Here is a 15,441-nt window from a genome sequence, read left to right as displayed (position 1 = left end):
ATTGCGGGGCCATATCATAATGAACGAAGAGACCGGCGTTCAGAAGTTGGTGCGCACGCTGCGTGCTCGAGCACCTGATGACGCAGCTGAATTGCTCGCTAAAGAGTCTCCCGAGTTCATCCGCGACACACTAAAGCTGTTGCCTGACGGGCACGCCCGTAAGGTGGCCGAGCATTTGCCACAGCATATGCGGCCCATCAGCTCTCATGATAGTGAGATGGGTTTCGCGATCCCCGAGTCGCTCATCGAGGTGATGGACCCGATCCCCGCCAGCGTTCCTGTCGGGACGACGGTTGCTGCCGCAGTGGAAGCTGTCAGAGGCGCCCAGGTGCCGACCGAGCTCACTTATCTCTACGTTACGGACAAGGGCAATAAACTGGTTGGCCTGGCGGTCCTGCGCGATCTGATGCTGAGCGAACCAGACGCGATTGTCGATCACATCATGCTGCCCAGGCCGTTCGCTCTTGATGTCGGTCTCTCTTTGAGTAACGCATGCAAAGCGGCGGTACGGCGTCACTATCCTGTCTATCCGGTGGTGGATGCGGAGAACCGGCTGCTCGGGCAGGTTCGCGGCTGGCGATTGTTCGAGCAGCAAATCATCGAGATTTCCGCCCAGTCTGGACAGATGGTAGGCCTCCAGAAGGAGGAGCGCTCTTTTACGCCGCTGTTTTCAGCCTTCCTGAAGCGTCATCCGTGGCTGCAGTTGAATCTCCTGACGGCCTTCATGGCCGCATTCGTGGTCAGTTCGTTCACAGGCACGATCGAGAAGATCGTCGCTCTGGCGGCGTTTCTCCCAGTCTTGGCCGGGCAGAGCGGAAACACCGGCTGCCAGGCACTGGCTATGACGCTGCGTGGCCTTGCCCTGGGGGATGTGGACAAACGACCGAAGCTGCACTTGGTGATGAGAGAAGGCGCGCTCGCGGCCGCCAACGGCGCGCTCGTCGGCGTTGTTGCGGCTGCGGCGATGTGGTTCTATGCCTCGAGGCAACCGGCGTCGGCGGCGCAGGCGCCGATGCTGGCACTTGTGATCCTGCTTGCCATGTCCGGATCGTGCCTCATGTCCGGCATCTCCGGCGTGCTGATCCCGTTGGGCCTGCGCCGGGTAGGCGCCGATCCGGCGGTCGCCTCGGCGATCTTCCTCACCACCGTGACCGATATTGTAGGCATGGGCCTGATGCTGGGGCTGGCAACCATGCTCGTGCTCTAGACTAGCAAGCTGCGTGCGGTGACGCGTCCCTGGGAGTCCGGGCAATGAGCTGACCTCGCGTTCAAAGAAATTGCAAGACCCGGGCCGAATCGCACACGCCTCGTGAGAAGCACCTTCCGGCAGCTCTCCGGCCTCTTGCGAAACGCGACGGAAGGCCTTTGGAGAAGCCGTGGGTGACCTTGAAGCCTGGTGACCAGATACGCAGAATCGCCCACCCAATATTAATCTTGTCGGCTGTGCGATCCACTACTGATGAGATTTGAGTTTGTTAAGCCTTGGGCCAAATACTTCAATCACGTGCAGCAATGTCGAGAAGAGTTTTTGACAATCAGCGCATCCGAAATAGGAATAAACCCGATATCTTGTTGCGCAGCTGCAACAGCTGCTGAGGACTCGCATAAGTCCGGCGACCGTTCAGTCGCCTTTTTCTTGCAGTCGTGCTAAATCTCTCGCACTAGTCGGGTTTGGGGTGGGTTCTCGGCATGCAATCTTCGTTTCGAACGATCTTCGGCGTCGCCGCAGCGCTGCTTTGTGCCGGCGTGTTGCCGGCCGGCGCACAAGGTCTTTTTGGGGCCTATGACGATGCGTTTGCGGCCCGCATCGCCAGTCCGGCCGACAATGGGACGCTCGCCCAATTCGTCACGGTTGCGGTCAACGCTGGGCAATACGATCAGGCGATCTCCTCGATCGAGCAGTATCTGATCCAATACCCGCGCGATGCGCGCGCCCGGCTTGCGGCCAGCCGGTTATATTATCATGTCGGGTCCTATGAATTGGCCCGGCGGCAGGTGCAGTACGGCATCGAAGTCGGAGGTCTGACCGCAAGTGAGCAACAGGAAGCTGTTCGCCTGCTCGCCCGCATCGAGCGCGCGTTGCGTGGCGTCACCTGGGAACTCGCCCTGACCGGCGGCGTATTCAGCGCATTCACCGATTTTGAGCCAGGCGGGGCGCAGGACGACGACAGCTTCGTCTCGCCTTACGGGCAGGCGGAAGGTTTTGTGCGGTGGGACCTCGGCACGCCAAGTGCCGACGCGCTCGTTCTTTCGGGGTCGTTGACCGCGACTGAGCGTCTTTTCACGGAAGACCTGTCGGTTCCGGGTGGCGAGAAGACTTTTATCCACGGCAACGCAGCGGTAACCTGGGACAAGGGACTGCCCAACAGCGGGATCGATTCGCTGCGCCTGCTGCTTTCCGCGTTCACCGTTACGGATCGTTTCGACAGCGACATTTACGAAACCGGTATCGGCCTCAGTGGACGTTTCGTCGTTCGCCCGACGGTCGAGACGACGCTCTTCGCCGGTGGCGGCTACATCGATCTAAGCGCCTCGCAAGGCATTTTCGCGGATAGCAGGGTCTTCTATGAGGCAGGCGGCAGCTACCGCTTCCGCAATGGCCAGGCGCTCGGCTTGCGCTTTGTCGGCTCGAATGACTTCGCTTCCGGATCGGGCGAAATCAGCCGCAGCTATACGGGCGAGGTCCGCTATGGCGGCCTGTTGATGAACGTACCGGATTTTTTCGCATGGTCGCACCAGATCGCCTTATCGGCCGGCCACAGCGACACTCCCGATCTGTCCGTCGGCATCGGCACAAATATCAAGAGCGACTTCTGGCGCATTGCCTCGGAAAGCGATTTTCAGCTGACGGAAGCGCAGAAGATCAGCGTCGATCTCGCCTACCGCAAAACCAACTTCGCCCTCGCCAACCGCGACCGAAAATCGTTCGAAATGCTCATGAGCTATACGTTGACGCTCAATTGAAAGAGGCCGCGATGAGGTATCATCAGATCGTCATTTTTGTCGCCTGCCTCGCCTTCGCGGCACCATCCGCTGCTGAGACGGTCGGGTCGATGACGGCCTACCAGACCATCATCGTCCGCAATAACGGCGGGACGATGAACGTTGGCGCCGGCGTCGAACTCGGCGACCAGTTGCGCAGCAATCCCACCGGTCTCGGAATGCTGGTGTTCCGGGATGAATCGAGCGCCAAAATTGGTCCAAACACCAGCCTGACGATCGATGAGTTCGTCTACAATCCGGGCTCCGGGTCGGGAAAGATCGACATCGGGATGAACAGCGGCCTGGCCCGTTTTTATGGCGGCCAGGTTTCGAAAGGGGGCGTCATGCAGGTTGCGACGCCGCACATGGTGCTCGGAGCGAGAGGCGGCATCATCGAAGTGCTGGTGGCAGCCGGCCAGACCGTCGGCATATTGCGCGCCGGCCGCATGACCTGCACGATCAATGGCAAACGGCTGGTCATCACGAACCCGGGCTACGCCTGCACGTCGGACGATGGCAAGCTTCTGGCCGGCTACGGCGGCATCGACGCCTTCCCGATCTTGGACAGTATCGACCGGATAGCGGGAACCGGCCTGCCGGGCGCACCGGGTCCTGGGTTGGACGTAAGCGCAATTTGTGCGTCGGCTCTAGGCTCCTCGCTCAAAGTCTGCGGGTCCAGGGACGGCGCACTGCCAGGAGTGGTCATGGAATTCCCTGACAGCCCAACGCCACCTGCGGGCAGCGGGGGGCGGCGGGGCGAGTGTGAGGGTGAGGGTTGCTGCTACTACTACAACTGCGATTAGGCCTGGCTGCACGAGATGAGCCACTCGGTCGGTAGGCGCTGGGCTGATTGGCGGCAAGCCGGCAGACGCAAAATATCCGGCCTTGTGGTCGTGCTCCTGCTGCTCGCTTGCCATTTGGCTTTTGACGGGCCGTTGTCGCGCCTGCGTGAGCGGACGTACGACTTCTATCAGTTTCTCGCCCCACGTCAGGCGACGAGCAATCCTGTCGTGATCGTCTCGATAGACGACGACAGCCTCAAGGCACATGGGCGATGGCCCTGGAACCGTGGCCTCTTGGCCGATCTGGTCGATGGCATCACGCAATCCGGCGCGGCGGTGGTCGGGCTTGCGCTGGTACTCCCCGAGGCTGACACCTCGCCTGAGGGCATGGCCGGAGACAAGCGCCTGGCAGCGGCGCTGTCCAAAAATCGAACGGCGCTTGCCGTCAGCCTGGGCAATGAAGCGACGGTTTCAGAAGCAGAACCCAAAGCCGGCTGGTCGATCGTCGGGCAAGTACCCGATACACTTCCCGGCTTCACCGGTCTTACCGGGTCGCTTGCCGAATTCTCGAACGCCGCCGCAGGCCTCGGCGTGATTCGCACCTTGCCCGATCCCGACGGCGTACTGCGCCATGTGCCGCTGCTCTGGCTTCGCAATACCCCTCAACGCGCGCAGCTGTGGCCGTCTTTCGCACTCGAGCTCCTGCGCCTTTACGCTGGACAGGACGGTTACACAGCCCGGATGAATGCAGCCGGGTTCGACGCACTCAGGATGGCAGGCGCCATTGTGCCGCTCGAGCCGGAGGGGAGCATCCGCCTCTGGGAAACCGCCACGGACACGCCTCGCCTGTCTGCCAGCACTATCCTTTCGGGCCATGGCGATCCGCGGCTGCGGGACGCCATCGCCATTGTCGACCTGTCGGCTGTGGGCCTGACGCAGTACCTGCCCACGCCGACGAGTCCAGCGCGACCAGGAGCGGAGATCCACGCCGATGCGATCGGCCAGATGCTTGCCGGGCGCTTCCTGGCAGAGCCAGCGCACGCGCGTATGCTCGAGCGGCTCTGGTTTCTCCTCAGTGCCGTCGTTTTCATCGGGGTTTCCGGAGTGCTCGCCGGGCGTGTCGTGCTTGGCGCCCTCTCCCTGGCGCTGCTGGCCGTCACGCCGTTCGTGTTCGGCGCTCTCGAGTACAGCCTGCAGGGTGCACTCTATGACCCGCTGCAGCCGGCGCTTGCAACCATCATGGTTGCGGGCTTCGAAGGCTATGTCCTCTACAGGCGCAGCGAGCAGCGCCGGTCCACCCTGACGCGACAGTTCTCCCAATATCTGTCGCCCTCCGTGGTGCAGCGCCTCGCAAGCTCGGACACCGAGGCAATCCTGTCCGGCGAGAAGCGCGAGATCACCATTTTGATCAGCGACATACGTGGCTTCACGACCATGAGCGAACAGCTCGACACCCAAGAGATCGCCAAGGTGGTCAACCATTTCCTCGGCATTGCGACCGATGAGATCCTCAAGCGCGACGGCACCATCGACAAGTTCATGGGCGATGCGGTGCTGGCCTTCTGGAACGCACCGCTAGATCAACCCGATCATCGTGAGCGTGCGCTCGACGCGGGCCTGGCCCTTATCGAGCGGGTGAGGCGCGAAGACGCCGCCTTCACCGCGGATGGCCATCGCTCCATCGAAATCGGCGTCGCCATCGAGACCGGCATCTGCTCGGTAGGCAATTTCGGCTCCGAACGGCGCTTCGATTACACCGCGATCGGCTCCCCCGTGAACCGCGCGGCACGGCTCGAATCGACGACCAAGAAGCTGGGCATCCCCCTGGTGCTTGGACCCGGCTTTGCGGCAGGAGCATCGATGCCGGTCGTCCAGGCGGGCGCCTTTGAGCTCCAGGGTTTCAAGGGCGAGGTGCCGGTTTTCACCGTTCCGGAGATGCAAGCTGCTCAACAAGGTATGAGCCGCGAAGTAGAGAGCCAACGTGGTGAGCAATCTGGCGCCCCCGCCATGGTGGTTGGTTCGCCGCCATCCGTGCAAATGGCGCCGCTTGACCTGACACCCCGAACCCGGAGCATCCGCTGATCGGATCCAGCGGATCGCAAGATGCGATTGTCACGGGCACAGACGGACATCTCGTTTCGGCGACCATCGAGGGATGCGACGGCTTGCGTCACTCGTCCTTGAAAGTCACCTTCATATGTTTGTGCACCATTGAGGCGAGGTCCTCGGCATCCCAGTTCGTTAGCCTAATGCAGCCGTGAGAGAAGGTCTTCCCGATCTTGCCGGGTTCGGGCGTGCCGTGAATGCCGTAGCTTTCGATGGAGAGGTCGATCCAGATTGATCCCACGGGATTGTTAGGGCCGGCAGCAATGGTGAAGGGCCGCTTGGTTTTGACTCCCTTGAATGCAAAATCGGGATCGTAGTGATAGGTCGGGTTGTGCACCACCCTTTGGATCTCTGCCTGCCCACTTGGTGCCGGCTTCTCGTCGCTCCCGATCGACGCAGGGTAGACGGCAAGCGCTTTATTGGAGGGGTCGAGCACGCGCACCTGATGAGCGCCTTTGTCGACTTCCACGCCGGCAATGGTGGCGGGAGGTTCACCTCGGCCAACATCTGGTACCAGCAGCGTGGTTCCAGCTTTCCTGAATCCGGTGCCTGGGTTTAGCCTCCTGAGCAATGGTTCGCTCACATGGAAGCGCTCCGCCAGCTTCTCGATCGAGTCGTGATAGCCAAGCCTTCTCAGGCGAGCCATCCTCTCCATGCGCCCCGGAAATGCGTTTGGTGAAGGGGCCGCGTACATCTTTGCGGTTCAGTTCATAGGTGACCAGAGCTGGGCTGGTGGAGGTTGCCATCAGCTTGTCCCAAGTCGCCTGGGTGAGCTTGCCATCTGGCGCCAGTCCGTTCGACGCCTGGAAGGCCTTGACCGCCTTGGCGAAGTTCTCTCCAAGGCGGCCGTCGATAAGCCCCGGTGAGAAGCGCGCACGATCCAAAAAAATTTGCGCCTTCAGCACGGCAGGATCGAGCCCTTTCGGGTCGCCGGCGGAGAATTGCGCCTGATTTACCGCGGCTAGATCCAGCTTGGCCGCCTCCGTCCCGCCGCATGCGAAGGCGAATGCAATGGCGAGGAGGAGAAGGAGCCTGATCATCGATGTCACTCCTTGCGTTAAATCGCACCTGATCTGCTTCTATGACGCGCTGTGGCAGATCTGGTTCCATTCGCCGGTAGGAGGATCATAGGCAACCAGCCTTACGCCGCCGACCGGTCCGAGACGTTCGATGCCCAATGCCTTGCCCCTCACGAGAGGCGTTGCTGGCCTCGCAGATCGGCAGTGTAAAAATGGTCTGGCCATGTTGACGTGAGCTTCTACCTTCAAACTGCCCACTACCTGGACCGGCAGTCAAATGGTCTCAGGGCAGCAAGTGAGGAGATGCGCTGGGAACCGGCTTATCGGGCGGGTATTCTATTGATCTTCGGTATCGATAGATCCATGTTCCGTCGTCACTGTGATCGCGTTGTCGCCCGCGATTGCTCTAGCGTATTCGAAGCGCTCCAACTTCTGTTCTGCCGATAGGCCTTTGAACATCGCGGTGGCCGAGTTCGTGATTTTGAAGTCGCCGCAACTCGGACAGCGAAACTCCCGGATGTCACCAACTGTCTCCGAATTAACGAGCGCCTGCTCATCTGTAATCGGGCAAATTGCGGCCATCCAAGCCATCGTGGTCCTCCGTCCTAAGGCCGTCCTCGATTACCCAAAAGGCATCGTCGAGTGCAAAATCCATTTCTGCCGACGCTCACCCCACCTGGAGTACTCCACCGAGTAGATTGCGCTCTCCACTCTCCAACCCAGAATGTGGATTAAAGCCAGTTCCTCGGCGAGCGATTTGCTGGTGAGCGGTAGGCGCTCTCGCTCTGGAGCCTCTCCCAAACGATCGGAGATGTTCATGTAGCGTCGGGCAGGACCGAAGGGCCGGAACGTGGCGTTTTCATCTCTTCGGCAATCACCAGTAGCGCCTCCAGAGCGACGGCGATCCCCGACATCACCGTACTTATGTCTGCGCTGCCGCCGAGCGTCGAAAGTTCGGCCGCTCGCGTTTGCATGCTTTGGCTCAGCTCTTGTAACTTCAGGCGCAGCTCGTCATCCATGTATGTTCTCCAAGCTTGACGCTGGAGGAACGCGCCTGCTTACAACCCGTTCCGCCGGTGGCCGCAGAGAACCGGAGACACCGCAGATGCTACAACTTGCGCTGTGGCGGCGCTTAGGATGGGCGGTGGATTGAGCCTCAGCGACTGACCGTCGGCAAATAGCGGATGCTTCAGTCTCGAAAAGGTGCTGGACGGCTCGATATGCACCGCCCCTTGGCCCAGGGTGCTGGTCCCATGCACAGTAAGGCCGTGCAAGTGCGCGCGGCCTCTGGGCTCAACATTCCAGTCGTCATGGTCCAAAGTTGTCCCAAGGTGGGTTCTCACCAAAGCGGGCGGCGAGAAGCGTCACGAAGCTTTGAACTTTGGCGGAAAGATGCCTTCTTGACGGGTACATCGCGTATATCGACCGGCTTACCGGCTTGAACTGGGGCATCACTGTCTCCAGCTGGCCCGAACGAATGGCTTCTCCAACAAGGAAAGTGGGGCAAAGTACTATGCCTGCTCCACCCAGCGCCGCATCGCGCAGGAGCTGCCCGTTCGTTGCCGTCATCCGTGCAGTGATTTTTACCGCCACTTCCCCCTTTGGTCCGTCGAACCGCCATTTTCCGCGGCTGGCGCGCAACGCGTAGTCCAGACAATCATGGTCGTGGAGATCCGACGGCTTTGTGGGACGCCCGCGTCTGTCCAGATAGTCGCGCGAAGCGCAGACCACCTCGCGTGAGGGCGCGATTCGGCGAGCAACCAGATTGGAAACCGTGAGTGGAGCGATGCGTACCGCGACATCCAAGCCCTCTTCCACGATATCAACCACACGGTCGTCCAACACCAACTCAACCGACACCTCCGGATAGACCGCGAGATATTCTGCAACGACTCTCCCAAGGTGCATCGCGCCGAAGGAGATCGGCGCGCTGACACGCAGTGAGCCGGTCGGACGTGTCTTGCTCTCGGCCGCGCTCGTACGAACTTCCTCGACATCCTCGATTATGCGCAGACTGCGCTCGTAGACGGAGGCGCCGACCTCTGTCAGGCTGATGCGCCGGGTCGTCCGGTTGAGAAGGCGTGCGCCAAGCCACTCTTCCAGCATTTGGACATGCTTGCTCACGGCCGCTGGCGATAGTCGCATCCGCTTGGCCGCTCCAGCGAAGCTGCCTTCACCGACGACGTTGGCAAACACGGTCATGCTGGTCAGCCGGTCCAACTGCAATCACCTCTTTCATTCACGTTTCGTGAATTCACCATCCATATTTCCCTCCATTATCAATCCACGGTGGACAGATTATCTGAAGTCAGGCCGGGATCAATTGCCCGATCCGTCTCTCTAACATTTGCCCGAAACGTCGGCGTCGAGTGCCTTCTTGCGGGCTGGAGGTGATCATGTCTCTGACCAAAGCAGCCCTTCAGGAGAAACAGGGAGCCACTGTTCGCATGTGGCTCTCCGTGCTCACCGTATCGCTGGGTATTTTTTCGATGATCACTGCGGAGCAACTCCCTGTGGGGCTGATTCCGGCAATTTCTTCCGAGTTGAATGTCTCTATTGGGAGTGGCGGTCTCACGGTGACGATACCCGGCGTAATTGCGGCGTTCGCTTCTATCGGTTTGCCGTTGGCAGTGGGGAGGCTCGACCGGCGTATTCTGATGGCGGGCCTGCTCGCGGCAATGGCTGCGGCGAGCGTGATTTCAGCGCTTGCAACGAACTTTCCCGTTCTGCTCGCGTCCAGGCTGCTCGTCGGGATCACCATCGGTGGCTTTTGGGCGATAGCCGGGAGCATCGCAGTACGCCTTGTTCCTGGACCGTCCGTGCCGCGCGCCATGACTATTGTCTTCGGCGGTGTAAGTGCCGCTGCGGTGCTGGGCGTGCCGGCCGGCACGATCATCGGTGATCTAGTCGGCTGGCGCGGCGCGTTCTGGTCTCTCGCCGGTCTGAGCTTTGCCATACTGCTCGCCGCCCTGCTTGTGCTTCCGAAGCTGGAGGCGGCGCAGCCTGTGGAGGTGAAAGCCCTGCGTGCGCAATTGCGCAATCCCGCCCTTCTGGCGGGCGTGGTTGCGACCGCACTGCTGGTGGCTGCTCACTACGGTGCCTACACCTTCGTGAGCCCGGTGTTGCTGGAGGTCTCGGGCGTCACTGCAGGGAGCATAGGCTGGCTACTGTTGGGGTATGGCATTCTCGGAATGATTGGCAACGCCGTCGCAGGCGTCTGGGCCGCCAAATCCGTCGGTCGCACATTGGCCTGCATCGTCATTGGGCTCGGCGCCACGCTGGCTCTCTTCCCTTTGCTCGGGGTCACGCCGCTCACAGGAACCATCCTGCTGCTGGTGTGGGGCTTCGCGTATGGCGCGGCGCCCATCACGCTGCAGACGTGGGTGCTGAGTGCAGCACCAGAAAGCGCGGAGACCGCGACGGCCATCTACTGCTTCACTTTCAATCTTGCCATCTCCGTGGGTACCCTAGCGACCAGTCAGATCGTCGACACGATGGGCGTGAACAGGGTCCTCTGGGTCGACTCCGCCATCATCCTGCTGGTGCTGCTGCCGGTGTGCCGCGCACCCATGCTTAACCGGAACATCGGAAACTCGTAGACAGCAAGCCATCCTGTGCCGCCATCTGTCTATGATGCTGTGTAGGTTGAAGTAGACCTTCGTTCCTCTGTCTTGAAAGTCACGCGCGTCACATCAAACGCGGGTTCCGCCGCACCGTGCGGGTGCCGATGCTTGCGCCCCCGGAGGACAACTGGCTACTTGAAAAAGGACTTGATCCCCTCGTCGATATGTGTGCTGATATGAGATCGATCTCATGCCGCGCTCTCAATTGCTGTTTCTCTACGGGAGCGCGCTCTGGGAAGCATATGTCTGAATGACGATGAAGAGGGAGGTTCAAGTGAGGAAATTGATCGCGTGGCTGGCCTTGGCCACTACCACGCTCGCGTTCGCGTCTGCGGCGTCGGCGGGTGAAACCATCGACCGGGTTACCTCGAAGAAGGCAATGGTGGTCGCCACAAACAGCGGTTGGCCGCCGCAGAGTTTCCTCGACGACAGTAATCAGTTGGTCGGCTTCGATATCGACGTCTCGAAGGAGATCGCAAGGCGCCTCGGTGTGGAGGTCAGTTTCGACACGCCGGACTGGGCGACGATGACGGGCGGCCATTGGCAGGGACGCTACGATCTGGGTGTCGGCTCGGTGACGCCGACCAAAGCGCGGGCCAAGGTGATCGATTTCGAAGGCATCTATTATTATAGCCCCTACGTTTACGTGGTTCACAAGGACAGCCCGGCCAAATCGGTCGCCGACCTGAACGGTAAGATCATCGGCGTCGAGACCGCCACCACGTCGGAGGATTTCATCCGCAGACAACTCGAGATCGATGCTCCCGGCCTGCCGCCCATCGAATACAAGCTGGAGCCAGGTGAGATCAGGACTTTCGCCGACTCAATGCTGCCGTTCGACGATTTGAGGCTTGGCGACGGCGTGCGCCTCAACGCGGTCATCGCACCAGAACAGACGGCTCAGAACGCGATAAAGAACGGCTACCCGTTGCGTGTCCTGGAAGGCGGCTATGCCTTCCGTGAGCCGCTGGTGGTGATCGCGGAAAAAGGTGATGCCGAGTGGAATGCCAAGATCGGCGGCATTCTCGACGAGATGAAGAAGGACGGTACCCTCGCGAAACTGACCACCAAGTGGTACGGCAAGGATTACAGCGCCGACTGAGGAGCGTCGTGGATAAAGCTTGAGCGGGATGCATTCAATTGAACATCCCGCTCCATCTGTTTTGTTTCAGCCGCATTTCCACGACACCGGGCGGCTCCGCCTGCCTGCAAAATGCTCTAGTGCTGCCACCTCATCATATTGATCATGACATGTCCTGACACCTATTACCGACGCACGCTTGCCGACAACACCATCAGGCCGCCGCTGAGCGGCGTTTCCGAGTGCGAGACAGTCGTTGTCGGCGGCGGACTGGCCGGCCTGACGACGGCGTTGCAGCTGGCTCGCGCCGGCCAGCAGGTCGTCGTTCTTGAGGCGCAGCGGATAGGCTTCGGCGCCTCCGGTCGCAATGGCGGCTTCGTCAATCCCGGTTTCGCCACCGGCACCGACAACATCGCCGCGATGGCCGGCGTCGACGCGGCACAAAAACTGCACCGCCTGTCCATCGAAGGCGTCGACTTCGTGCGGCAGACGATCCGCGATCTAGACATCAAGGCGGCAGAGCCGCGCTCCGGTATATTGAGCGTGCTTCGCCACGATGGCGGCGCCGCGCTCAAGGCATATGCGGAGCAACTGGCGCGGGATTTCGACTATCGGCTCGACTATCTCGATCGCGACCAGGTGCGAGCGGTGCTGCATTCGGATCGCTACCACCAAGGCCTGCGCGATCCCAGCGCCTTCCACATGCATCCGCTTAACTATCTGCGCGCCGTTGCGGGCGAAATCGAACGGCTGGGCGGCAGGATATACGAGAGAACGGCTGCCGTTGAAGCTAACCTTGACGGCGCCGAAAAGATCTTGCGTACCGACAGCGGCGAAGTGCGCGCCCGCCAGGCCGTAGTTGCCACCGGCGGATATACGGGGCCACTGGTCGGTCGGCTGCAGCGGGCATTCCTGCCTATCGCCACTTACGTTATGGTGAGCGAGGAGGCGCCTGACCTCATCGCCAAGGCGATTACGACGACCGACGCCGTCGGCGATAACCGTCGCGCAGGCGATTATTACCGTGTTGTCGAAGACGGCAGGCGGCTGCTCTGGGGAGGGCGCATCACCACCCGGGCAGCCTCATCGGGCGTGTTGGCGAGGCAATTGCGCCGTGAGATGGTCACCACTTATCCGCAGCTCGAACACCTCAAGACCGAACTCGCCTGGTCCGGGCTCATGTCTTATGCCCGGCACATGATGCCCCAGATAGGCCCGTTGCAGCCGGGCGTCTGGTACCTCACGGCTTTTGGTGGCCATGGCATCAACACCACGGCGGTCGCCGGCAAGTTGATCGCCGAAGCCATACTGGGACAATCGGACCGGTACCGGCTGTTCGCACCCTTCGGCCTTGCCTGGGCGGGCGGCCCGGCTGGACTTGCGGTTGCGCAACTCACCTACTGGAAGCTGCAGGCGCAGGATTGGTGGCGCGAGCGGGCCCGCTGACCGCAGGGAGATCGAAGACGTGATCGGCCGACTATTGCTCAACCACCCGGACGCGGCGCGCCGCGTTGGCGTGTTCTTCGTGCTCGCCGCCATCGCCGCCGGCCTGTATGGGCTCGGCATCAAAGCGAGTTGGCTCGGCAAGCTCGTTCCGGGGTCGGTCGAGTGGCTCGCCGCCAACCCGGACGTCGGGCGGGCGGTCTCGGCGGTGCTGATCGCATTGATCTTGGTGGCGAACTGGAACGCGCTGCGGTATCTCAGCCGCAAACAGCAGATTGTGGCAGTCTGGATAGAGCTGTTCGTGTTGCTAATGTTGTTTTTCTATTCCTTCGACTTGTCCTTCGCGTTCATCGCCAAGAAGATCGGCTTCCTCGTCTCGAAGGGTGTGGTGACGACCCTCTACATTTCGGCCATTTCGATCGCCATTGCCACCCTCATCGCCTTCGTTGGCGCCATCGCCAAACTTTCCCGCAACGGCGTGGTCTATGGCTTGGCGACCTTCTATACCTCTCTGTTTCGTGGCTTGCCGTTGCTGATGCAGATCTACATCATCTATCTCGGCCTGCCGCAGATTGGCTATGTGATCGGCGCCGTGCCGGCCGGTATCATGGCGCTGTCGCTCTGCTACGGCGCGTACATGACCGAGATCTTCCGGGCCGGCATCGAAAGCATCTCGCGCGGCCAGACCGAGGGTGCTACGGCACTCGGCCTTAGCGCTAACCAGACGATGTTCCTGGTGATCCTGCCGCAGGCGATGCGGGTCATCGTGCCGCCAACCGGCAACCAGTTCATTGCGATGCTGAAGGATTCTTCGCTGGTCTCGGTGGTCGGGGTCTGGGAGATCATGTATCTCGCACGCACGCAGGGCCAGACCGAGTTCCGCCACATCGAGATGCTCATCACCGCCTCGATGATCTATTGGCTGCTCTCGATGGGGCTCGAGTTCCTGCAGTCGCGGATCGAGGACCGGTTCGGGCGCTCACTCAAGCGCTGATCGTCATCCGTGATTTTCGCCAAAGCGAGTTGCACAGCACCGCAACAGCCAGCTTCGGAGAGCAGCTGCAGATTGTACGCCACAGCACGCCGTTCGGCGACGCCGTCAAGGGTGAATCAACCCGGTATTTCATCGGCTTAGCCCCATCGGAGGGCAGAATAGAGCAAGTGCTGGACGAGCATGGTCGTTGGCCGACTGCCCGGCAACTTCGACCGATTGCTGGATTTCACCCGCGCCGACAAATCGATAAAATCAACGACTTTAACATGTCCTCCGGGCCAACCATTATCGCTATGTATCGATGGTAGCCGAGTTCGCCACGTGGTTCGCCAATAGGTTTGTCAGGCAGTGGTTTGCGCGTTACCAGCCGCACGACTCGGTCCATGCCCTGCACAGCCAAACGCACCGGCGAGGTTCCCGGGAATGAAGCTCGGCATGGTGTTTCGTTCCTTTGAAGTGGGCGTGTTTGGGGGAAGACCGTAGTCGGCGTGTTCGCGCCCGGTGGAATTTTCGAAGAGTTGTTTCCAACGGCGGGAACGAACCAAACTTCCATGCATTTAGCTCTGGCTTCGTTCATTCACTCTTTCTTCTGGGAGCTGGACCATTGTCATCCGGAGGCTATCTCTTGGCCGACCAACAAACCAATGACGTTTCCATCGTTGATCTGATACCTGCCCTGCGGGCTTTCGCGCGCACCTTCTGCCGCGTTCCAGACGATGCCGACGATCTGGTGCAGGAAACGTTGACCAAAGGGCTCGCCAACATCGACAAGTTCGAACCTGGTACACGCATGAAGTCGTGGCTCTTCACCATCATGCGCAACACCTACTACACCCGGATCAAGATCGCTGCACGGGAAGCGCCAGGCCTTCTCGACTGCGCGTCTTCGAGACCGATTTCGGAAGCTACCCAGGAATGGACCGTTCAGAGCAAGGAAGTTCACGGCGCCATCCAAAAGCTGCCCGAACATCAGCGCGAGGTGCTGATGCTGATCGGCGTTTTAGGAGTGGGCTACGAGGAAACCGCCGAAATCTGCGGCTGCGCGGTAGGGACGGTCAAGAGCCGGCTGAACCGTGCCCGCGCCAACATCCTTGAGCTACTCGGGGAGAGCTCGTTGCAGACATTGATAGAAAGGCGAAATCAGCTGTCGGATGGTCAGCTCGATATAGAGGTCGACAGCCGCAGATAATCAGCTCTTCACGTCTCGCCGACGCTTCTCGACGAGAGCATTTTGCAATTGGATCGCCAGCTTGGATAGGCGGTCTGGTATCTTTTCCTGCTCTATGGCGGCCAGCAGGGAAGCAATCTCCTGATCCACTGCCATCTCGACAAGCAGATCCGTGGTATCGTCGCTCGAATGAGACATCACGTTCTCTTGATAGCATCCCTAGATCCAAGTCTGATGATGAGC

The 15,441-nt window shown here is 60.5% G+C and carries 15 protein-coding genes; 9 read left to right on the top strand and 6 right to left on the bottom strand.

The window, feature by feature from the left end; translation table 11 throughout:
- Window positions 1–19 precede the first annotated feature (19 nt).
- The 4 genes from X727_RS155075 to X727_RS155090 all read left to right on the top strand — a co-directional run bounded on the left by X727_RS155075 (window position 20) and on the right by X727_RS155090 (window position 5,846).
- Window positions 20–1,207 carry a magnesium transporter gene (locus X727_RS155075; protein WP_023744457.1) on the top strand — a complete coding sequence of 396 codons (1,188 nt, stop codon included), beginning with the start codon at window positions 20–22 and terminating at the stop codon, window positions 1,205–1,207.
- Window positions 1,208–1,749: 542 nt separating this feature from the next.
- Entirely contained in the window at window positions 1,750–2,964 is a 1,215-nt protein-coding gene (locus X727_RS155080; protein WP_198022435.1) for a tetratricopeptide repeat protein, read from the top strand.
- Window positions 2,961–3,785, top strand: a complete 825-nt coding sequence (locus X727_RS155085; protein WP_031247047.1) for a FecR domain-containing protein — start codon at window positions 2,961–2,963, stop codon at window positions 3,783–3,785. The genes X727_RS155080 and X727_RS155085 overlap by 4 nt, the downstream gene beginning before the upstream one ends.
- Window positions 3,786–3,875: 90 nt before the next feature.
- Window positions 3,876–5,846, top strand: coding sequence for an adenylate/guanylate cyclase domain-containing protein (locus tag X727_RS155090; RefSeq protein WP_196814981.1), 1,971 nt, complete (start codon window positions 3,876–3,878; stop codon window positions 5,844–5,846).
- Between the two features lie 88 nt (window positions 5,847–5,934).
- Here X727_RS155090 and X727_RS1000000168465 read toward each other — a convergent pair whose 3' ends face one another.
- From X727_RS1000000168465 to X727_RS155110, 5 genes are all read right to left on the bottom strand, one after another.
- Complete coding sequence (locus X727_RS1000000168465) at window positions 5,935–6,339, bottom strand: L,D-transpeptidase (protein ID WP_245274141.1); 405 nt, start codon at window positions 6,337–6,339, stop codon at window positions 5,935–5,937.
- A gap of 22 nt (window positions 6,340–6,361) precedes the next feature.
- Window positions 6,362–6,910 carry a peptidoglycan-binding domain-containing protein gene (locus X727_RS1000000168925; RefSeq protein WP_245274140.1) on the bottom strand — a complete coding sequence of 183 codons (549 nt, stop codon included), beginning with the start codon at window positions 6,908–6,910 and terminating at the stop codon, window positions 6,362–6,364.
- Between the two features lie 315 nt (window positions 6,911–7,225).
- Window positions 7,226–7,480, bottom strand: a complete 255-nt coding sequence (locus tag X727_RS155095) for a hypothetical protein (protein WP_023699977.1) — start codon at window positions 7,478–7,480, stop codon at window positions 7,226–7,228.
- A 224-nt stretch (window positions 7,481–7,704) separates the two neighbouring features.
- Window positions 7,705–7,908, bottom strand: coding sequence for a hypothetical protein (locus tag X727_RS155105; RefSeq protein ID WP_023667962.1), 204 nt, complete (start codon window positions 7,906–7,908; stop codon window positions 7,705–7,707).
- Between the two features lie 289 nt (window positions 7,909–8,197).
- Window positions 8,198–9,109, bottom strand: coding sequence for a LysR family transcriptional regulator (locus X727_RS155110; protein ID WP_023744461.1), 912 nt, complete (start codon window positions 9,107–9,109; stop codon window positions 8,198–8,200).
- Between the two features lie 176 nt (window positions 9,110–9,285).
- Between X727_RS155110 and X727_RS155115 the strand changes: the two genes are divergently transcribed.
- The 5 genes from X727_RS155115 (at window position 9,286) to X727_RS155135 (ending at window position 15,219) form a co-directional block, all read left to right on the top strand.
- Window positions 9,286–10,488: an MFS transporter gene (locus X727_RS155115; RefSeq protein ID WP_023712240.1), complete on the top strand. Its 1,203-nt coding sequence runs from the start codon at window positions 9,286–9,288 to the stop codon at window positions 10,486–10,488.
- Between the two features lie 298 nt (window positions 10,489–10,786).
- Window positions 10,787–11,614, top strand: a complete 828-nt coding sequence (locus tag X727_RS155120) for a transporter substrate-binding domain-containing protein (protein ID WP_023736090.1) — start codon at window positions 10,787–10,789, stop codon at window positions 11,612–11,614.
- Between the two features lie 144 nt (window positions 11,615–11,758).
- Entirely contained in the window at window positions 11,759–13,039 is a 1,281-nt protein-coding gene (locus X727_RS155125) for an FAD-binding oxidoreductase (RefSeq protein ID WP_023833999.1), read from the top strand.
- A 19-nt stretch (window positions 13,040–13,058) separates the two neighbouring features.
- On the top strand, window positions 13,059–14,030 hold the full coding sequence (locus X727_RS155130; protein WP_023687785.1) for an amino acid ABC transporter permease: 972 nt from the start codon (window positions 13,059–13,061) through the stop codon (window positions 14,028–14,030).
- A gap of 625 nt (window positions 14,031–14,655) precedes the next feature.
- A complete protein-coding gene (locus tag X727_RS155135) occupies window positions 14,656–15,219 on the top strand; it encodes a sigma-70 family RNA polymerase sigma factor (RefSeq protein ID WP_023667968.1) in 564 nt (187 codons plus the stop codon).
- Here the strand turns inward: X727_RS155135 and X727_RS1000000166205 are convergent, their stop codons facing one another.
- Window positions 15,220–15,396, bottom strand: coding sequence for a hypothetical protein (locus X727_RS1000000166205; protein ID WP_023667969.1), 177 nt, complete (start codon window positions 15,394–15,396; stop codon window positions 15,220–15,222).
- Window positions 15,397–15,441: the final 45 nt, after the last annotated feature.

The sequence above is a fragment of the Mesorhizobium sp. L103C105A0 genome, from assembly GCF_000502215.1.
Lineage (GTDB): Bacteria > Pseudomonadota > Alphaproteobacteria > Rhizobiales > Rhizobiaceae > Mesorhizobium.
The sequence above is the reverse complement of the archived record's forward strand: the minus strand, read 5'-3'. Positions and strand labels throughout refer to the sequence as shown.